The sequence below is a fragment of the Terribacillus sp. 7520-G genome (genome assembly GCF_002271665.1).
Lineage (GTDB): Bacteria > Bacillota > Bacilli > Bacillales > Amphibacillaceae > Terribacillus.
Genome location: NZ_NQFP01000041.1, coordinates 1 through 19,500, shown reverse-complemented (window position 1 = coordinate 19,500; position 19,500 = coordinate 1). Strand labels below are relative to the sequence as shown.

At 46.5% G+C, this 19,500-nt stretch carries 26 protein-coding genes; 20 read left to right on the top strand and 6 right to left on the bottom strand.

The features are described from left to right. Positions 1-198 precede the first annotated feature (198 nt). Complete coding sequence (locus CHH53_RS13970) at positions 199-624, bottom strand: pyridoxamine 5'-phosphate oxidase family protein (protein WP_369819894.1); 426 nt, start codon at positions 622-624, stop codon at positions 199-201. Positions 625-746: 122 nt separating this feature from the next. Between CHH53_RS13970 and CHH53_RS13965 the strand changes: the two genes are divergently transcribed. Continuing rightward, entirely contained in the window at positions 747-1,604 is an 858-nt protein-coding gene (locus CHH53_RS13965) for a dimethylarginine dimethylaminohydrolase family protein (RefSeq protein WP_198946057.1), read from the top strand. A 102-nt stretch (positions 1,605-1,706) separates the two neighbouring features. Further along, a complete protein-coding gene (locus CHH53_RS13960; RefSeq protein ID WP_095216744.1) occupies positions 1,707-2,873 on the top strand; it encodes an iron-containing alcohol dehydrogenase in 1,167 nt (388 codons plus the stop codon). Between the two features lie 42 nt (positions 2,874-2,915). Here the strand turns inward: CHH53_RS13960 and CHH53_RS13955 are convergent, their stop codons facing one another. Continuing rightward, positions 2,916-3,818 carry an SDR family oxidoreductase gene (locus CHH53_RS13955; RefSeq protein ID WP_198946056.1) on the bottom strand — a complete coding sequence of 301 codons (903 nt, stop codon included), beginning with the start codon at positions 3,816-3,818 and terminating at the stop codon, positions 2,916-2,918. A gap of 155 nt (positions 3,819-3,973) precedes the next feature. Between CHH53_RS13955 and CHH53_RS13950 the strand changes: the two genes are divergently transcribed. The 7 genes from CHH53_RS13950 to CHH53_RS13920 all read left to right on the top strand — a co-directional run bounded on the left by CHH53_RS13950 (position 3,974) and on the right by CHH53_RS13920 (position 9,472). Further along, a complete protein-coding gene (locus tag CHH53_RS13950) occupies positions 3,974-5,083 on the top strand; it encodes a glycerol dehydrogenase (RefSeq protein WP_095216742.1) in 1,110 nt (369 codons plus the stop codon). A gap of 123 nt (positions 5,084-5,206) precedes the next feature. Beyond that, positions 5,207-5,992: a hypothetical protein gene (locus tag CHH53_RS13945; RefSeq protein ID WP_095216741.1), complete on the top strand. Its 786-nt coding sequence runs from the start codon at positions 5,207-5,209 to the stop codon at positions 5,990-5,992. Positions 5,993-5,995: 3 nt separating this feature from the next. Next, positions 5,996-6,373 (top strand): GntR family transcriptional regulator, encoded by a 378-nt coding sequence (locus tag CHH53_RS13940; RefSeq protein ID WP_095216740.1) that lies wholly within the window; start codon positions 5,996-5,998, stop codon positions 6,371-6,373. Continuing rightward, positions 6,366-7,055, top strand: a complete 690-nt coding sequence (locus CHH53_RS13935; protein WP_095216739.1) for an ABC transporter ATP-binding protein — start codon at positions 6,366-6,368, stop codon at positions 7,053-7,055. The genes CHH53_RS13940 and CHH53_RS13935 overlap by 8 nt, the downstream gene beginning before the upstream one ends. 43 nt (positions 7,056-7,098) lie before the next feature. Then, complete coding sequence (locus CHH53_RS13930; protein ID WP_095216789.1) at positions 7,099-8,019, top strand: ABC transporter ATP-binding protein; 921 nt, start codon at positions 7,099-7,101, stop codon at positions 8,017-8,019. After that, positions 8,012-8,956, top strand: coding sequence for an ABC transporter permease (locus CHH53_RS13925; protein ID WP_095216738.1), 945 nt, complete (start codon positions 8,012-8,014; stop codon positions 8,954-8,956). Before CHH53_RS13930 ends, CHH53_RS13925 begins: the two co-directional genes overlap by 8 nt. A gap of 99 nt (positions 8,957-9,055) precedes the next feature. Continuing rightward, positions 9,056-9,472, top strand: a complete 417-nt coding sequence (locus CHH53_RS13920) for an organic hydroperoxide resistance protein (protein ID WP_095216737.1) — start codon at positions 9,056-9,058, stop codon at positions 9,470-9,472. Positions 9,473-9,516: 44 nt separating this feature from the next. On the opposite strand, the gene yidC is transcribed toward CHH53_RS13920, so the two are convergent. Continuing rightward, complete coding sequence (gene yidC, locus CHH53_RS13915) at positions 9,517-10,299, bottom strand: membrane protein insertase YidC (RefSeq protein ID WP_095216736.1); 783 nt, start codon at positions 10,297-10,299, stop codon at positions 9,517-9,519. Beyond that, positions 10,248-10,628 (bottom strand): hypothetical protein, encoded by a 381-nt coding sequence (locus tag CHH53_RS17190; protein WP_143594504.1) that lies wholly within the window; start codon positions 10,626-10,628, stop codon positions 10,248-10,250. The genes yidC and CHH53_RS17190 overlap by 52 nt, the downstream gene beginning before the upstream one ends. A 160-nt stretch (positions 10,629-10,788) precedes the next feature. Between CHH53_RS17190 and CHH53_RS13910 the strand changes: the two genes are divergently transcribed. The 7 genes from CHH53_RS13910 to CHH53_RS13880 all read left to right on the top strand — a co-directional run bounded on the left by CHH53_RS13910 (position 10,789) and on the right by CHH53_RS13880 (position 16,093). After that, positions 10,789-11,295, top strand: coding sequence for a GNAT family N-acetyltransferase (locus CHH53_RS13910; RefSeq protein WP_095216735.1), 507 nt, complete (start codon positions 10,789-10,791; stop codon positions 11,293-11,295). 150 nt (positions 11,296-11,445) lie between these two features. Beyond that, positions 11,446-12,798, top strand: coding sequence for a processed acidic surface protein (locus CHH53_RS13905; protein WP_095216734.1), 1,353 nt, complete (start codon positions 11,446-11,448; stop codon positions 12,796-12,798). Between the two features lie 125 nt (positions 12,799-12,923). Beyond that, positions 12,924-13,850 (top strand): ABC transporter ATP-binding protein, encoded by a 927-nt coding sequence (locus CHH53_RS13900; protein ID WP_095216733.1) that lies wholly within the window; start codon positions 12,924-12,926, stop codon positions 13,848-13,850. After that, complete coding sequence (locus tag CHH53_RS13895) at positions 13,843-14,763, top strand: ABC transporter permease (protein WP_095216732.1); 921 nt, start codon at positions 13,843-13,845, stop codon at positions 14,761-14,763. Before CHH53_RS13900 ends, CHH53_RS13895 begins: the two co-directional genes overlap by 8 nt. A gap of 17 nt (positions 14,764-14,780) precedes the next feature. After that, positions 14,781-15,206 carry a DUF4064 domain-containing protein gene (locus CHH53_RS13890; protein WP_095216731.1) on the top strand — a complete coding sequence of 142 codons (426 nt, stop codon included), beginning with the start codon at positions 14,781-14,783 and terminating at the stop codon, positions 15,204-15,206. A 26-nt stretch (positions 15,207-15,232) separates the two neighbouring features. Continuing rightward, positions 15,233-15,646, top strand: coding sequence for a DUF4064 domain-containing protein (locus tag CHH53_RS13885; RefSeq protein WP_095216730.1), 414 nt, complete (start codon positions 15,233-15,235; stop codon positions 15,644-15,646). 21 nt (positions 15,647-15,667) lie between these two features. Continuing rightward, positions 15,668-16,093 (top strand): DUF4064 domain-containing protein, encoded by a 426-nt coding sequence (locus tag CHH53_RS13880; RefSeq protein ID WP_095216729.1) that lies wholly within the window; start codon positions 15,668-15,670, stop codon positions 16,091-16,093. A 37-nt stretch (positions 16,094-16,130) separates the two neighbouring features. Here CHH53_RS13880 and crcB read toward each other — a convergent pair whose 3' ends face one another. Beyond that, on the bottom strand, positions 16,131-16,475 hold the full coding sequence (gene crcB, locus CHH53_RS13875) for a fluoride efflux transporter CrcB (RefSeq protein WP_158221567.1): 345 nt from the start codon (positions 16,473-16,475) through the stop codon (positions 16,131-16,133). Next, on the bottom strand, positions 16,472-16,864 hold the full coding sequence (locus CHH53_RS13870; RefSeq protein ID WP_095216727.1) for a fluoride efflux transporter FluC: 393 nt from the start codon (positions 16,862-16,864) through the stop codon (positions 16,472-16,474). The genes crcB and CHH53_RS13870 overlap by 4 nt, the downstream gene beginning before the upstream one ends. A 97-nt stretch (positions 16,865-16,961) precedes the next feature. On the opposite strand from CHH53_RS13870, the gene CHH53_RS13865 reads away from it, so the two are divergent. The 4 genes from CHH53_RS13865 (at position 16,962) to CHH53_RS13850 (ending at position 19,424) form a co-directional block, all read left to right on the top strand. Further along, on the top strand, positions 16,962-17,162 hold the full coding sequence (locus tag CHH53_RS13865) for a hypothetical protein (protein ID WP_095216726.1): 201 nt from the start codon (positions 16,962-16,964) through the stop codon (positions 17,160-17,162). A 78-nt stretch (positions 17,163-17,240) separates the two neighbouring features. After that, positions 17,241-17,702, top strand: coding sequence for a flavodoxin (locus CHH53_RS13860; protein WP_095216788.1), 462 nt, complete (start codon positions 17,241-17,243; stop codon positions 17,700-17,702). A gap of 277 nt (positions 17,703-17,979) precedes the next feature. Continuing rightward, positions 17,980-18,393 carry a secondary thiamine-phosphate synthase enzyme YjbQ gene (locus tag CHH53_RS13855; protein ID WP_095216725.1) on the top strand — a complete coding sequence of 138 codons (414 nt, stop codon included), beginning with the start codon at positions 17,980-17,982 and terminating at the stop codon, positions 18,391-18,393. Next, positions 18,393-19,424, top strand: a complete 1,032-nt coding sequence (locus CHH53_RS13850) for an EAL domain-containing protein (RefSeq protein ID WP_233135111.1) — start codon at positions 18,393-18,395, stop codon at positions 19,422-19,424. Before CHH53_RS13855 ends, CHH53_RS13850 begins: the two co-directional genes overlap by 1 nt. Positions 19,425-19,500: the final 76 nt, after the last annotated feature.

Sequence of the window (19,500 nt, the reverse complement as noted above, 5' to 3'; positions counted from 1 at the left end):
AAAAGAGGAATCCAGGCACTGCTTGCAGAAAAGAAGGAAGATGAGACGGATTTCGAATTGTGATTCCTATGAGGATCATTTTCAGGGAAAGCGGAAAGTGAAGAAGATGATTCCTGCATCATACAGGAATCATCTTCCCCGCCAAGCTGCTCAGTCTCTCTGCCGATAGGGCGACTTCCAAAGAGGTTCTGCTTGTCTTTATAGGTCGACGTTATAAACGTCGCTTTTATTCACATTCTTCAAGTGGATTTTATCGGGATTGATTTCCAATACGACATAATCCGGATCATCCGGGCCATCAAGCCATGCTCGGAAGCTGTCTTTCCAAAGCTGCTGCTTCAGTTCGGGAGATTCACTCACAATGGCATCGGCCTCGATTTCCACATATTCATCTCCGACGCCATCACCATTATATCCGAGCAGGATATGGACGCTGTGATTGCTCTCGATATCATCCACTTTGTGTGAGCTGCCGCTGGTTGCGCAATATAATGTATATCCTTCATTGAAGAAGGCCATATATCGAGTATAAGGCTTGCCTCCCTGTACGGTGGCAAGTGTGCCGATTTTTTGATTTTCAAGAATTCGTTCAACGCGTTTTCTGACTTCTGCTTGTTCCATCATGCTCTCCTCCTTCTGTCTAAGGGTAGTATCCCTTTTTTGGCAGCTTATTAAACACGAAAATAGGGAAGGGTATAAAGAGCGGCAGAGAGTGTTGTCCGATAGCTAACAATGGAGGGAATCATATGACTAAGATGCAGGAAGGGAAAAAACCTCAGATCAAGTGCCAGACGGAATTCGGCCAGCTTAAGCATGTCGTCGTCTGCCCGCCGGCTTTCATGGAAATACGTAAAGTGATCAATGAAACACAAAAGCATTATCTGAATCATAATATCGATAAGCATTTAGCCATGAAACAGCACACGGATTTTGTAGACGTGCTGCGCGATCATGGAGTCGATGTGCTGTCATTGCCGGCGAAAGAACCATTCAATGAGCAAGTTTATACCCGGGATATCGGTTTTTGTGTAGGAGATACGCTATTTGCGTCGAATATGGAAGACGATATACGGAAAGGGGAAACGAAAGTATTCCGCGAATGGCTTGAGGAACAGGGACTTACATATAAGGATATTACCGAGGGGACGATCGAAGGCGGCGATGTTGTCATCGATCGCCGGCGAGTCTGGATCGGGCTGAGCAGACGGACGGACAAGGATGCCGTACAGCAAGTACAGCAGCAGCTGCCGGACTATGAAGTGATCGGCGTGAAGATCCGGGAGGATATCCTGCATTTGGATTGCGTTTTCAATCTGGTCCGGGATGACCTGGCAATCCTTTATCCGGATGCTTTTGAAAAGGCGGATTTGGACAGGTTCCGAAAGCTTTACAGGACGATAGAGATTTCCGAAGAAGAACAATTCTATATGGGGACCAATATCCTTTCCTTTGCGCCGGATAAGCTGCTGAGCCTGCCTTCCAATAAACGCGTGAATGAAGCTTTGCGCAAGGAAGGAGTCACGGTCATCGAGGTGGATTTCTCGGAAATCATCAAATCCGGCGGATCATTCCGCTGCTGTTCCCTGCCGCTGCTGCGGCAATGAATGAAATAGTTGCAATTATATATCCTAAGTTTTGGCAGGCTGAGCGGATTGCTTTACTTCTGCTCCAGGCCTTTAGCATAATAAAAAGTGGAGGCGATCAGATTGGATAATTTTACGTTTTATAACCCGACAAAATTGATTTTCGGTAAAGACCAATTAGATAAATTGAAAGAAGAAATTCCTGCATACGGAAAGAAAGTATTGCTTGTATATGGCGGCGGCAGCATCAAACGCAGCGGCTTATACGACAAAGTATTGAAAGAACTTAAAGAAATCGGCGCCGAAGTATTCGAGCTGTCAGGCGTGGAGCCGAACCCGCGTGTCTCTACCGCGCGCAAGGGCGTGGAGATCTGCAAAACAGAAGGAATCGATGTCTTGCTTGCTGTTGGCGGCGGCAGTGTAATCGATTGTACAAAAGCCATTGCAGCAGGGGCAAAATATGATGGGGATGTATGGGACATCGTTACGAAGAAGGCATTCGCAGACGATGCCCTTCCATTCGGTACAGTGCTGACGCTTGCGGCGACAGGTTCCGAAATGAACTCCGGTTCTGTTATCACGAACTGGGAAACGAACGAGAAATACGGCTGGGGAAGCCCGCATACATTCCCGAGATTCTCTATCCTGGATCCGCAGAACACGTTCACGGTTCCGCGTGATCAAACCATTTACGGTATTGTCGATATGATGTCACACGTATTGGAGCATTATTTCCATACGACAACCAACACCGAATTGCAGGATCGTTTCTGTGAATCCTTATTGCGGACAGTAATGGAAACTGGTCCGAAGCTGCTTGAGGATCTGCAAAATTACGATTACCGTGCAACCATCCTTTACAGCGGCACGATGGCATTGAATGGCGTGCTGAACATGGGCTTCCGCGGCGACTGGGCGACACATAATCTGGAGCATGCTGTTTCTGCAGTCCATGACATCCCGCATGGCGGCGGTCTTGCCATCATCTTCCCTAACTGGATGAAGCATGTGCTTGATGATGAGACTGCACCTCGCTTCAAGCAGCTTGCTGTCCGTGTCTTCGGTGTCGATCCGGCAGGCAAAACAGATAAGGAAGTTGCGCTTGAGGGAATTGATGCATTACGGGCATTCTGGAACAGCATCGATGCCCCGGCAACACTTCGTGACTACGATATTTCCGAGGACAGCTTGGAATTGATGGCTGAAAAGGCTTATGCCAACGGTGAATTCGGCGGATATCGCAAACTGAATAAAGAAGATTCGCTTGCCATCTACAAAGCGTCTTATTGATCATCAAAAGCCTGCGCATGGAATTTGCGCAGGCTTTTTATTTTAGGAACTTACCATAGTGCCGCCATTAACGTGAATGATCTGGCCGGTGACGTAAGAAGAGTCTTCACTGGCGAGATATACATATGCCGGGGCAAGCTCATATGGCTGGCCGGCACGTTTCATCGGTACATCCTGGCCGAATGTGGCAACATCCTCAGCAGAGAAACTGGAAGGGATGAGCGGTGTCCAGATCGGTCCTGGTGCCACTCCATTCACCCGAATCCCTTTTGTCGCAAGGTTTTGTGATAGCGCCCTGGTGAAGCCGACAATTGCCCCTTTCGTGCAGACATAATCAATCAGGTCAGGTCTGCCTTCATAAGCTGTCACGGACGTTGTATTCACAATTGTACTTCCTCTTCTCAAATACGGGAGTGCTGCTTTTGTCAAATAGAAGAAAGCAAAAATATTTGTATGAAATGTTGCATCCCATTGTGCGGTGGAAATATCCGTCAAGGAGTCCTGAGGGAATTGGACCCCATGGTTGTTCACAAGGATATCCAGCTTTCCATAAGTTTGGATGGTACGCTCGACAACAGCCCGGCAATGCGATTCACTCCGCAAATCGCCAACTATCAATGTGCAGCGCTGACCAAGCTGCTCGATACGGTTCTTTGTTCGTCCGGCATCTTCGTTTTCGTACTCATAATAATAAGGGATGACAACATCGGCACCTTCTTTGGCAAAAGCGATGGCTGCAGCCGCTCCGATGCCGCTGTCGCCCCCGGTGATGATGGCTACTTTCCCTTCCAGCTTACCTGATCCTTTATATGCATCTGTCTCGATGATTGGCCTCGGCTGCATCAGCCCCTCTATGCCAGGCTGCTGCTCCTGATGCTGAGGCGGAAAGTAAAAGTTCGTGCCGGGTTGGACCGGCCGGTATTTTTGATTGGGTTGCTGCGTCAATTCTTGCCCTCCTCTGCATTCTTCGCTCCAGATGAAATATATGCAAATAGAGATGATAATTTGCCAAGGAAAAGGTATTTTACGTTAGGGAACAGAACAAAGAGGGAAAAGGATTTAAAGAGTGACCATTCAAAAGTTGGAGAGGGGTCTTATTCATGGAAAAAGTATTCATCAGTCCAAGCCGGTATGTACAAGGAAAGGATGTGCTTCGGAAAGCTGGCGAATATGTGAAAAAAATCGGGGATGATGCGCTTGTTCTCGCTGATGAGTTTGTATGGGACTTGGCAGGTGATACAGTGGTAGAGAATCTGGGGCAGAACAGTATCCAGACGAAAAAGATCGTATTCGGCGGGGAAGCTTCAACGGAAGAAATCAAACGGATTGCGGATGAAGGCAAGGAAAGTAATGTTGTCATCGGGATCGGAGGCGGCAAGACACTTGATACCGCCAAGGCGGTCGCGGACGAGATTGGGGCTGGAGTCGTCATCATGCCGACGACAGCATCGACTGATGCGCCGACGAGCGGTTTGAGCGTCATCTATTCCGAGGAGGGAACATTCGAGAGCTATAAGTTTTATGACAAGAATCCGGACCTTGTCCTGGTCGATACAAAAATCATCTCTCAAGCGCCTCCGCGTTTCCTGGCTTCCGGTATTGCGGATGCGATGGCCACTTGGGTGGAAGCACGCGCTTCCATAGAAGGCCGCGGCACTAATATGGCTGGCGGGCTGGCAACCATCGCCGGGCAAGCGATTGCCGAGAAAGCGGAAGAAGTATTATTTGAGTACGGTTTGCTTGCTTATGAGGCCAACAAGCGTCAGATTGTCACACCAGCATTGGAAGCAGTGGTCGAAGCAAATACACTGCTCAGCGGACTCGGCTTTGAAAGCGGAGGGCTGGGAGCGGCGCATGCCATCCACAACGGTTTTACCGCCCTGCACGGGGAAATCCATAATCTCACTCACGGGGAAAAGGTCGCCTTCGGTACATTGACGCAGCTGGCCTTGGAGGATCGCACACTGGATGAAATCAACACATACATTGATTTCTATCTCGCTTTAGGGCTTCCAGTTACATTGGAGGATATCAAGCTGAAAGATGTTTCGGATGAAGATTTGCTGAAAGTAGCCGAACTGGCTGTTCAAGAAGGGGAATCCATCCACAATCTCCCTGGTACGATCACGGCAGATCAAGTCGTGGATGCTATCAAAGCAGCGGATCAATATGCCAAAGCCTACAAGGAATCGATTGGGTACGAGGCCTGATAGGAAATGAAAAAGCTGGAACAGGAAAAAATGTTCCAGCTTTTTTTCTTTGCCTATTGACGTGTATCTCTGTACTAGTGTACTATCTAATTAATACAGTAATACATCAGGAGGTTTTATTTTATGAAAGCATGGCTTGCATTAGTGAAGAAGGAGTTCCGGGTCGGTTTGCCGATATTGCTCTTGGCGATTGTGTTATTCCTGGTCGGGCTGATCATAGTCACAGTGAGTGCCTATAGATTCGGATATGCTTGGGATGCTGTTGGCATCATCGGTTTAGCCTGGGGAGGCAGTCATTTCTTCTTCATGGCTATTTACATGCTTTACAGTCTGGGGGTCGAGAGAAAAAGATTGCATCTCTGGCTTCATAATCCGATGCATGCTTCCGGGCTTCTTGCAGCAAAGTTGGTTACAGGTACCGTGTACATGATGATCTCTTTGTTCATCGTGAGTATTGCTGCATATCTGGGCGGGTTGCACTTTGTACCATTATCAGATGGTACGTGGTTCAAGATTGGTATGCTTGCATTCGTACATGTAGTTTCGTTTTCGATTGATTTTTCTGTTTACGTCATTCTTGCGTATGTGGTTTTTCTGTTATTGGAAAGATACATGCCATCATTTCTTAGCGGAACAGTGGTTTTCTTTGGCTGGTGGGTGTTCGTCTATCTATATTTCGGTCTTTTCAGCCAATCCAAATTCTACACCGCCATTACAGAATGGGGGAGAATCAATTTGGGTGCTGTTGCCAATTCTTTGCATTTTGACATCAGTGCCAGGGAAGCGTTGGTCAGTTTTCAAGGGGAAGGTTTGTCTCTTTATGCGGGTAAATACGTAATAGAGCTGATCATCATTCTTATCATCTATTTCATTGCATCTTGGCTATTAGACAAAAAGGTAGAGGTGTAGCATATGGCCGATACATTTCAATCATCCCAGCCAATTTATCTGCAGCTGGCAGAACGGCTGAATAGACAGATAGTCAGCGGCGAGCTGAAGCCAGGCGACAAACTGCCTTCAGTACGGGAGATGGCAGTTTCATCGAAAGTAAATCCGAATACGGTACAGCGGACGTACCGCGAACTGGAGGCATCGGGAATCGTGGAATCACGAAGAGGGCAAGGGACATTCGTCACGGAAAATGAAGACATTCTCCTTTCTATACGTGAGAAGCTGAAGCAAGAACAAATCGAGACTTTCATCCAAGTCATGCATGACTTGGGTTATCGGAATGAAGAAATAACAAAAGGGCTCCAGGCCTACTTGGAAGGGGATGCACGCAATGATTGAATTCAAAGATGTGACAAAGCGTTATATGACGAAGACGGCATTAAGAGACGTGAATCTGAAGTTGGAAAAAGGCAAAATCGTCGGTCTTGTCGGATTGAACGGAGCGGGTAAATCAACGACGATGAAGCTCATTGCGGGGCTGATCAGTCCGACCAAAGGGTCTGTGGAACTGGATGGAGAGAAAGTGACGCGCCGGGTGGCATCGAAGGTCAGTTATCTTTCCGAGCTTGATGAGTATTACTCCTTCTACACCGTCCAGCAGACAATCGATTTCCATGCGACACAATTCCCTGATTTCAATAAAGGGAAAGCGGAGGAAATACGGGCTTATATGAACCTGGATGCCAACACAAAGGTGAAGCATTTGTCCAAGGGGAATCGCGGCAGACTGAAAATCATCCTCACACTGTCCAGGGAAGTGCCGGTCTTGCTGATGGATGAGCCGCTATCCGGCCTGGATCCGCTTGTGCGGGATTCGATTGTGAAAGGCCTGATTACATTCGTGGATACCGAGAAGCAGCTGCTTCTCCTCTCCACACACCAGATCATGGAAGTGGAGATGATCCTCGACGAAGTGGTCGCTATCAAGGACGGTGCATTGGTCGATCATCGGAATGTGGAAGATCTTCGCTATGATGAGCAGAAAGGCATATTGGAATGGATGAGTTCGATTTATGAGTAAGGAAGCATTGGAACTCTTAATGAAGGCAAAGGAGCGAAAAAGCATGCAAAAGCAGCCAGCAGTTGAAATAAAGCAGGTTACGAAAGTGATACGCGGCCGAAAGATCATCGACGGCATCAATTTTTCCATCTATCCCGGGGAGGTATTCGGCTTTTTAGGGCCGAATGGAGCCGGCAAGACAACGACGATCCGGATGATTGTTGGACTGATGGGGATGACGGACGGAGATATCCTCATCAAAGGCAATAGCATCAAGACCTCCCATGGTGCGGCCATGAAGCATATCGGCGCTATCGTGGAGAATCCGGAGATGTATAAGTATCTCACCGGTTACCAGAATCTTATGCATTTTGGAAGAATGAGCGATGGCGTGGATAGGAAACGGATTGATGAGGTCATCGAGCTTGTGGGCCTTCAGAAACGAATTCATGACAAGGTAAAAACCTATTCCCTTGGGATGAGACAGCGTCTTGGCATTGCCCAGGCACTGCTCCATCGTCCTGCTGTCCTCATCCTCGACGAACCGACGAATGGGTTGGATCCTGCCGGGATCCGCGAGATGCGTGAATATATCCGCAACCTGGCCGAGGCGGAGGGGCTGGCTGTCATCGTATCCAGTCACTTATTGAGCGAAATGGAACTGATGTGTGATCGGATCGGAGTCCTGCAGCATGGCAAGATGCTTGGGGTACAGCAAGTACATGAAATGTCGGATGAACAAACTCAAATGGTCAGATTCCAGGTCGAACCGGTGGAGCAAGCGGCAATTGTCCTGGGTGATATGGGCAGCAAGAAACCACAGATCAAGGACAAGCAAGTCATCATGGAGCTGACGCGCGATGAGATACCTGCCGCTGCTGCCAAGCTGACGAAGGAAGCGATCAGTATCTATGGCATCCAAGCAGAAACGAAGACATTGGAAGAAACATTCCTGGAATTGACTGGAGGGAAAGAAATTGTCTAGATTCATTAAGCTGGTAAGGAATGAACATATGAAAACATTCCGCCGTCTATCGACATGGATCATGATGGGGATCGCAGCAGCTTTACTGATTGCAATCGCCGGATTCATAGCGTATTACACGGAAGGAAGCACCAGTGATTGGCGGACGGATACAGAACAGCAGATACAGGATATACAAAAACAGGTCGAAGCAGGCGAGTTGGATACCGCCACTGCACAGCAGGATCTGACCACACTTCAGTATCAGCTGGATCACGACATCGCGCCGGTTCAAGATGATTCACTTGCGGCTTATATGGAAGACGTCTTGTATAATTGTGCACCGTTTCTCATTTTGTTCCTTGCCATCATTGCCGGGGGGATTGTCTCATCTGAATTCGGCACAGGCACAATCAAGCTATTGCTTACAAAGACACCTTCCCGATGCAGTGTATTGACTTCCAAGTATGCCAGCATGATCCTTACCACCATCATTTTCTTTGCATTCTTTATAGGATTGTCTTTCCTCATAGGAGGTATCTTCTTCGGATTTAATGGATTCGATGCGAAGCGGGTGGTTTGGGAAAATGGAGATGTTGTGACAAGTAATATATTGGCCTCCACGATGAGGGATTACGGGCTCTACTTTGTCCAGACCTTGTTCTATGCGACTATCGCATTTGCACTCTCGACCATATTCCGCAATACAGCATTGGCAATCGGGTTCTCTATCTTTATTTCCTTGTTCTTCCCGACCATCAGTTTCATACTTTCCAGATATGACTGGTCAAAATATATCTTGTTTAACAACGTGGACTTGACGGTATATAATCCGGGCAATGTTCCGCCGGTGGATGGCATGACATTGGGCTTCTCCATTGCTGTACTGGCTGTCTATTTCATCATCATCAATGGCATCACCTGGTTCAGTTTCATGAAACGGGATGTCACAGCTTAAGCAATTCGTTTGCTTTATGTTTAAAAGAACGGTAAAAAGGAATTAGTAATACTGTATGCAGTTTTTTCAAACCAATAAACGAAATAGGAGTGAATTGACATGAGTGATGTATTGTTCACATCTCACGCAAAAGCAACCGGTGGTCGTGAAGGTCATGTAAAATCTGATGATGGTTTGATCGATCTTGATCTTGTCCAGCCAGGAAGCAAAGGTGACCGTGAAGGTTCCAATCCGGAACAGCTATTCGCAGCAGGCTACTCCGCATGCTTCGATGGTGCTTTCAACCATGTAGCAAGACTTGAACGCAAACGCGTGGAGACAGAAACTTCTGTTGATGTCAGCCTATTGAAAGATGGCGATGGTTTCAAAATCGCCGCAGCTATCACTGTGGACGTAAAAGGCGTTTCCCAGGAAGAAGCAGAAGATCTATTGGAAAAGACACATCAGTTCTGCCCATACTCCAAAGCGACTCGCGGCAACATCGATGTCGATTTGAAAGTGAACGTTACAGAATAATGACCAAAAAACCACTTCCCATTAAGGAAGTGGTTTTTTTGTACTCATTTTCTCCGTTGGAATAAAAACTTTGCCAGCAAGGTCTGGCAGATCACGAACAAACCTCCGACAGCCCAATAGAGCGGCAGTACAGCGGGGGAGCTGAAGGAAATGAAGCCAATCATAAGCGGGGATATGATACCGATCATACGGGCTTGCTGCCTTCTTGCCGGGTCCACGCCGATCTGGGAAACGCGGTATTGCAGCCAGTAAACTGCCATGGCGATCACTGTCAGGGCAATATCGGGTGTCCCAAGATTGAACCAAAGAAAATCATGTGTGGCAATCTCGGGTGTATTACGGATGGCGGAATAGAAGCCGATCAGAAACGGCATCTGGATCAAAAGAGGAAGACATCCCATTGCAGAGAAAGGATTCATGCCGTGCTTCCGATAAAGCTCCATCATTTCCTGCTGCTGCTTTTGGCGGGACTCGGCATCCGTTTTATTTTTGTATTTGGCCTGCAAGGCATCCAGCTCTGGCTTGAACACCTTCATTTTTTCCTGTGTTTCGTAGCCCTTTTTCAGCTGCATCAGCATCAAAGGCATCAAGATGAGACGTACAGCCAACGTGATCAAAATGACGCTTATTCCGTAATCGTCATTGAAGTTACTGGCAATCAGCTTGATCAGATAAGAGAACGGACTGATGAAATAATGGTTGAACCATCCCTCATCGGATGCTCCTCCGCTGGAGCCCTGGCATCCGGAAAGTAATGCAATCAGAATGATGGAACTTAAGATGATACCGTACTTTTTAAAGAAAGTGGATACAGATGTGCGCTGCAAATTGTTTTTCCTCCTTGTTGTATCGATTGGATCTTGTTTGGATACAGACAAGGAGCAGTTTCGCCATCATCTTCGGGGCCGTCTTTGCGCATGGTAGTGCGGGCGAGCCAATGAACGATCGGCCTGCTGAAAGTAATGGTAGCAGGAGCATGCGATTTCCAGCTGTCCAATGCACAGACATGCTGCCATTGCATCATATCGCTGGCATGAAAACGGCTCGCGACTTTCGTTGTGGTCCGATGTGCCAGGATGAAGGTCATCGTCAAGCCGATATAGAATACAAGTGATGTAAAATCATCAGCGAACATATTCCAAAAAGCATACAGCATCTGTATACACCTCCTTTCGTTCCTTCTATTTTCCTATAGATACAGGAACTTGTCAAAGTTACGCAGGGATTCTTGATTCGCTTGGAGAAATGGCTAGAAGGAACGTTTTCTCTGCTGACAGCAGTTTATTTGAACAGTTTTATGACGGAGGGGGACGAACATGATAAACTGGTTAACAAGACTACAAGCTGCAGAGGTGAAGCCGATGTTCAAGATCCGCGAGGCAAAGGTCTCTGATTACGACCAAGTCGCTGTCCTGTACAAGGAATTATACAATACACATTATCAAAATCAGCCGGAGTATTTCGCCAAGAAGGCGGAACCGCTGGATCGGCATGTGTTTGAAAGCAATATTTATTTGGATAATAAAAAAGTGTTCCTAGTGGAAAAAGGAAAGGAAGTCATGGCATTTGCTACGATAAGGATAAAAAATGAAACGATTTCACATCATGCGCATATCTTCATCGAGGAATTCTGCGTCCGGTCCGATATGCGAGGCAAAGGAATCGGCGGTCATCTATTCGAGAAAATCAAGCGCTATGGCAAGAAAATCGGAGCTACAGAAATCGAGTTGAATGTGTGGAATTTCAATACCAGAGCTGAAGATTTCTATGTGAAGATGGGCATGCAGCCCCGTTCCAAACGAATGGGGATATCATTGAAATAAGAAAATGAATTCGAAAAACCCCTTTTTGAGGGGTTTTTTCTATGTCAAGTAAAAAAGTTTTCATTTTTTAAATAATTATCTAGTCATGACTCCCTACTGTATTTATAATAATCTGGAATTATATAAATATATTTCCAGGAGGAAACATACGTGACAAAGAAGCTATTGGTTGGAATGATCATGGTTTTGCTTTGCCTGCAAACAGCGGCCCCTCGGACTGTGTTTGCTGCCATTAAGGAGAAGGAGCTGGAAGCCTATGCAGCTGAGCTCGGTACAGATGCAGAAGGTCTGAATCGTTATTTGGTCGATTTTGACTGGGGGACCCTGGAGGAGATCGATGCTGATTCTGTGGAAGAATTGCGTGAATTTCTCGGTGAACCGGTAACGAAGGAAAACTTCCAAGCTTTTTTGGATGAAAATGATTATACTGCCGAACAATTCGATCAAAGATTGGCAGATCAAGGATATGCTGATAAGGGCTACACTGCCGAGAATATTCTGCTTGTCACGGACCTGTATTATGTGATGGGTGAACCGGTAAATGCCGAAAACCTGCAGATGCTGGCCGATGATCTTGGCATGACCGAGAAGGAATTGGCCGATCTGTTTGCTGAGAGTGGATTAGACATTTACAGCTATGCTTTTATGGATGATTTATATGACGTGATTTACAACGATATCAATGGCGTGTCCTTGCATTTCCTATTGCAGGATGTTGACATGAGCAAAGAAGGATTAGATCAGCTTTTGGCTGATAATGGCGTAACAATGGACGACTTCGCCAGCTACGATGAATTGGCATCTTTCATTTATACGGAGAGCGGCTATGATTTCGACATGGAATGGGAATCCATGAGTCCGTTGCTTCAGGCAATCGGAATCAGCAAAGAGGAATATCGGAATTTCTATGATCATTTAAATACAGTCTTGGGTGGAATGGATGATGCGTTCTTTGAGAGACTGTTTGCATTGTACGATCGCTTGGAATCATTCGGTGACTTTGAAACGATCAATGAATTGGATGACAGCCAGCGTGAAGAGATAGTGTCCATCTGGCACGAAGCAATGGATTTATTCCAGTTAAAAGCTAAATTTTACCTGGCGGATGGAACGACGAAGCAAGAAGTAACAATCGAGGAATTATCCCGTATAAAGGATATCGGCAATCAAATATTGTTTGTCGAGCTGTATGATGCGAGCGGGAACCTGCTGATGAATTTTTCTTTGACTGGTGATCTGGTGAACCATGAAATTTTCGAAATCCCGGCTGCAGTCGAGCAGCCAAAGCCATCAGTGGAACCAGCAGCTCCAAAACATGAAGCACCTGTAAAAGAGAAAGCAGCCATACCGACGAAGACTGCCGCAGAAACAGTGAAAGAAGAAGGGAAGCGTCTGCCGGACACAGCTTCTCCGATTGGTAATATTCTCGCAGCAGGTACGGTATTGATGGCTGCCGGTGCAGCGCTTTACGCATGGAACCGTCGCAAGACACATAGTAATTAATACATGCTGAACCATGAGTCGTATGATTCATGGTTTTTTTCTGAATAAAAATGAAACAATCTGGCAAGGTGCTGCGTACATATTATGGAAAGTGACAAATTCGTGACAAGGAAAGGGTGAACGGAATGACAGAACCGGCTATGCAGCTGATCGGTCTGAAGAAACAGATCGGCTCCAAACTGATTGTGAAGGGATTGGACTTCGACATTCAGCCGGGCGAGGTATTCGGATTCCTGGGACCGAACGGAGCGGGAAAAACAACGACAATCCGGATGATGGTAGGCTTGATCCGTATTTCGGAAGGGGATGTACGGATACTGGGGAAAAGCATCAAGACGGACTATAAAGAAGCAATCCGCCATGTAGGCGCCATCGTCGAGAACCCGGAATTATATGGATTCATGTCAGGTTATAAGAATTTGCTTGTATTTTCGAGGATGATTCCCGGGATTACGAAAGAGCGAATCGATGAAGTGGTGAAGCTCGTCGGATTGGAAAAACGCATTCACCAAAAAGTAAAGCGATATTCTTTAGGTATGCGGCAGCGGCTGGGCATCGCACAGGCTTTATTACATAATCCATCCATTTTGATTCTGGATGAGCCGACCAATGGATTGGATCCAACAGGAATACGTGAAATCCGCCAATATATACGCAGATTGGCAGAACAGGAAAATGTGGCAGTCATCGTTTCGAGCCATTTGCTTTCTGAGATGGAATTGATGTGTGATCGAATCGGCATCCTGAAAAACGGCGAGCTCATCTCCATCCAGCAAATCCAAAACACGGAAGGGGAAACACCGGCTGAACTCGTTCAGATCGATTGCCCTTCAGACTATCACGAAAAAGCACAGCGTCTCCTGCAGGAACAATTCGGCATAACTGCAATGGCGAGCAGCGGGAAATTGACATTCCCGATAAAGCGTGAGGCCATCCCATCCATCATCAAGGAACTGGCACGCGCCGATATTGAAATGTACGGCTTTGCAGTGGAACGGAAGACACTGGAGGATAAATTCTTACATGTGATTGGAGAGAATAGCATTGAGTAACTTTTTCCAGCTTGTCCGTAACGAACAGACGAAGCTGTACAGCCAGCTGTCGACATGGATATTGCTTGGTATCCTTGTAGTCATCGTGCTCGGCTTTTCAATATTAATGCGGACAGCTGACGGTATCATGACGTACGATGATGAGACATGGAAGCAGAGTTTGCAGGAAGAAAATCAAATGTATGCAGAAATAGATCCTTCCGATCCAAATATCGCAATAAACAATTATCGGATCGAAAACGATTTGAAGCCGGAAGGAATGTCGGCATGGGGATTCCTTTATGAGAGCCATTATCTGACAAGCGTGCTCAGTCTGATTACAATCATCGTTGCCGGAGGAATCCTTGCGAATGAATTCCGCTGGGGAACGATCAAATTATTGCTGACCAGACCTGCAACGAGAACAAAGATATTCTTCGCGAAGTATGCGAGCGTGCTTTTGTTTGCTTTGACGGCATTGATCATTTTATTTATCACCGCTTGGTTATTCGGTATGATCTTCTTCGGATTGGGAGGGGATGGTTCTGTACTGCAAATGAAGGACGGGGAAATCGTAGAGGTTTCTGTTTGGACGAGGATTGCCCAGGACTACGGGCTGCAGCTGGTCAAACTGGCAGTTTGGTCGACATTCGCCTTCATGATTTCAGCAGCTTTCCGCAATAGCGCCTTAGCCATCGGGACTGCCATCTTCTTGATGTTCGTCGGCACCTCGGTTGTCAGCTTCATAGCAGATAAACCGTTCGCAAAATATATTTTGTTTGCAAATCTGGATTTGACGCAATTTACGACAGGGTATAAGATGATTGATGATTTAACGCTTACATTCTCGATTGTGACTATCATTGTGTATTATCTCATCTTCCTTGTCATAGGCTGGGTATTGTTCACCAAACGTGATGTAGCGGGTCAATAAAATAGGAGAGGGGAATTATGATGGTAAAAAGAACAGCAGAAAAAGTATTGGCAATCATTGGAGCGGTTTTATTTCTTATCTTTGCGGTCTGGTCGGCTATAGGGCTTGGAGGAGCGGATGAAGCAGCAACGAATGAACTCGTAAACCAAGGTTTTACGCAAGAGGATGCTTCTATGTTTACTGATATCGTGACTGGGATGTCCATTTGGCTGATCATCCTGTATGTGATTTGTGCAATTCTTGGTTTTGTTTCGCTTGCAATGCTGAAACCAAATAAGAAGGCAACAGGGGCAGGCGTCCTTCTGATCGTAACAGCGGTGCTTGGTACACTTCTTTCTATCTTTTCCGGTTTCATCAGTGGTGTTCTTTATTTGATCGCGGGTATCATGGCGATTGTGCGCAAGCCTGTCGAGCAATATAATGATAGAGGAGAAACTTATTAAGAAGTAACGCAGGAAGGAGGTTTGACATGTTGAGACGAACAGCGGAGAAGGTACTTGCCATCATTGGTGCAATTGTCTTCCTCATTACTGCGGTCATGACGGCAGTCCAGGTTGCTGGATACGATCCGGAAGCTGCCCGCCAAGAGATTGTGGATAGCGGAGTGGACCGGCCGGTTGATACGGATATGATAGCCGATATGGCAAGTTCCATCGGGATATTCGTCATTATTGTAAGTGTGATTTGTGCCATTTTAGGTATTGTGGCTGCATTCAGGCTCAAGGCAGATCGTAAGCAGGTAGGACTGGGTGTCATGTTGATCATCGTTGCGTTGGTGGGTTCGATCGCTACTTTCCTATCGGGCTTTATCGGCGGCGTCTTGTACACTATTGCAGGTATATTGGTGCTGGCTAGAAGGCCCTTGGATGAAAGCGGCGCTTAATGGTCAGGGAGGAGAAACAGATTGATTAAACGTACTGCAGAATTGGTATTAGGGATTATAGGTGTGGCTTTTCATGCATTGGCTGCCATTTTAGTCGGATTACTCATCGCGGCAACGGGAGATGTCATGCGCGAGGAGATGTATAATGATCCTGCACTTACGGCTGAAGATGCAGATTTGATAAGCAGTATTTTAGGCGGTATGGGATGGTATTTCGTCGTTGTCAGTGTGATATCGGCTATTCTGGGTGTTGTGGGAATCGTGCTTTTACGCCGTGACGACAGATCCACAGCTTCTGGTGTCATCTTTATTGTAACTGCCGTACTCTCTGCTTTGCTGACACTTTTCGTTTCTTTTATCCCGTCAATTCTACTTCTTGTCGCAGGGATCCTTGCGATCGTCAGGAAACCCTTCGATACAAACGACAACACGATAGAGAGCTATTGAAAAAAGGGACACCGCTCTGGAGAAGCGGTGTCCCTTTTTAAATGGTCAATCCGATCAGGGCCAGCATGATACCAGCCGCATAGCTGCATAGCAAGTAAGTGACAGCGATGATGATTTGCTTCCGGCTGCTTAATTGGACAATTTCCAAATGGAAAGTAGAGAAAGTCGTAAACGATCCAAGGAAACCAACTGCGAGGAAATTATGCCAGTCCGTTCCCCAATCCGACTGGAACACCAGTCCGATCAGAAAAGAACCCATCACATTGATCAGGAAGGTTGCCAGCGGGAAGCCGCATTTCCAGAATGTCTCTATCCGTCTGCTGATTTCATACCGAATCACCGCTCCAAGCCATCCGCCTATCAAAATAAAAACAATGCTCATACTCCACGCTCCTTTTGAGCCGGATCCGGGGAAAAGCGCAGTCCGAGAAGCAGAGCGCCCAGGCCGCCCGCGGTACTGCATGCAAGATAGAGCAATCCGATATGGATCAGATCATCCTGGAAAAGCAGGGCTGTATCCAGGCTGACAGTGGAAAAGGTCGTAAAAGCCCCGACCAAGCCGGTAGTCAGTCCTTTGGCCAGGGCAGGATTATCCCCGAAGAAGCGCCGTTTGACGAAGTTAGTCAAATACCCCATAGCGAAACAACCAACGATATTGATGCAAAGCGTGGCCAGGGGAAAACTGCCGTCCTGATTCACTATTACCCCGGCAAGATAACGCAGAAGTGCCCCGATACTGCCGCCGCAGCCGATGGCGATATACACTTTCATACACAAACCTTCTTTTTCTGCATATACTGCTGTATGTCTGTATTATACCCCATTATTTATGTTACGCTAGTATGATGGATTCATAAGGAAAGGTAGTATGATGATGAAAAACGCGGCGATTCTTAGTGAGGAATATTTCATATCCTATTTTCGCCTGTTGCTGAATACACGCAACTGTACCCTGGAAGAAGCTTATCAGCTTACAGTTGAGCAGATTTTCGAAGGTGACCTCAATATCTTCGGCGAAGAGACGAAAAAGAACTTTAAGCTTGCCTACCAGGCAGTCAAAAGGAAATGATGCTTCCTTGATTGCTCCATTTGACATTGAGAATTGTTATCAATTAAAATGAGAGCAGATGAAGGGAAGTGAATGAAGGTGGCAAGTGTACTGATAGCATTCACCAGTATGTCGGGCAACACAGAAGAGATGGCTGACATTATGGAACAGACTCTGGAGGAAAAAGGGATCGAGGTAACGAAGGTCCAAATTGATATAGATCAACTAGATGTATTTACGATGCCGGATTACGATGGCATCTTGATGGGTACCTATACTTGGGGAGACGGAGACATCCCTTACGAAATCGAGGATTTCTATGATGAGCTGGATGACATCGAACTGGACGGCAAGCCAGTAGCTCTTTTTGGATCTTGTGATTCGATATATGCAAGTTTCGGTGCGGCCATCGATTCGTTTGAGGAGAAATTCAAGGAACGAGGAGCGGAAATCGTTTTAGAAAACCTGAAAGTCGACCTATCCCCGGAAGACGAGGATATCCGCAACTGTCAGGAATTCGCGGCTTCGTTTGCTTCGATAGTGGAAAAACAGCACATATAAAAGCAGTCTGCAAATGCAGACTGCTTTTTTGTCATGAGATTTTTTCTTCGTTTGTTCCTCCTGGCACTAAGTGAAGCTCTTTATCTCCTATCCCCACTTTAGGCGCTTCTGTCTCTGCAATAGAAATATATGAAGAAGAGTTACTGGGTCATGCCATTTTGAATGATTTATGATAACGCTGTCAAAGTTGGTTCAGACACTTTTTTGGATTTAAAAAGGATTATGTAGAACAATGTCGAATAATTTTGGGTATAGGATCAGAACAGGAGGCAGGACTATGGACATTTTCCCAATAGTAACAAACCAGCATGATGATATGATTGAAATCACCGACTCCATTCAGCGCTATATACAGTCCGCAGGCATCCTGGAGGGGATTGCAGTCATCTCTTCCCTGCATACGACGGCGGGGATCACTGTAAATGAGAATGCCGATCCCGATGTGAAACGGGATTTTCTTCGCCGGCTCAGGGAGGTATTTCCTTGGGAACATGAGTTGGACCGCCATGCAGAAGGAAATACTGCAGCCCATTTAAAGACCAGTACCGTCGGACATGCGCAGACAGTCCTTATTTCAGGGGGGGAATTAGTATTGGGGACATGGCAAGGCATTTATTTTTGTGAATTCGATGGACCCAGATCACGGAAGTATGCAGTTCAAGTCCTGCCATGCGGAAAGGGTGTATCGTGATGGAGCAGCCCTCTGTTTGTGCGATGTGCGGTACTATCCTCCCTATACCGGAGAAGGGGGAATTACTGCTGAGGCTGCCGGGATCCTATCAAAATCCGCCTTTAGGCAATCCGCTCAGGCAGGAAGATAGATATACGATTTATCAATATTTCAATAAACATCAGCTGGAGCAGATGCTGCTCTCCATCCGAAGCCAAAGCATAACCGATGCAATGTGTTCCGTTGCCAAGAAAGTCACGCATAGTTATCCAATGGTGCCAGTCGAGGTGCTGCTTCATCGGATTCAATTCCCCCAATTTACGGAGATCATCGATAAGAGAGCATTTCGTTCCTTTTTGCAGCCGATCATTTCCATGAAGGATGAGGCGATTTTCGGTTTTGAGCACTTATTGCGCGCGGACAAATCGGAAGTAACGCCAGATGTCTTGTTTCATTTCGCTGCTGAAGCAGGACTCACCGCCATGCTTGATCAGCAAGCGAGACAGACGGCAGTCAGGAAGAGGGCAAAGGAAGGTATACCGGCTGGAGTGAAGAGTTTCATCAATTTCCTGCCATCCACTATCTATAATCCTGATTACTGTCTGAGGCAGACTTTCCATATGGTCAATGAATATGGGATTGCTCCCGGTGATCTAGTGTTTGAAGTGGTCGAAACGGAGAAATTGGATGACGTGTCCCGCTTGAAACGTATTTTCAAACGCTATAAACAAGAGGGGATGATGGTGGCGCTTGATGATGTGGGAGCAGGCTATTCCACACTTGATTTGTTCAGGGAGCTGGAGCCAGATATCGTCAAAATAGACAGGGCATATATATCCGATTGCGATACGGATCCCGAAAAACAGGAATTTCTCCATAATGTGATCGATGTTGCCAGGACACTTGGTTCGAAGGTTCTGGCAGAAGGGATTGAAAGAGAAGAAGAATTTGGCTTCTGCAAGCGTATTGGAATTGATTTAGCCCAAGGCTACTATGTGGGGAAACCAAGTCCGGAAGCAGTTTCTGGCGGTTCATTGTTTCCATTGAGATAATTGTGTGAAAGTCCTGATACCAGGCGGCATCATTGCGCTGAAGTGGCAGGGCTTTTGTTGACGAGTTTTTTTAAAA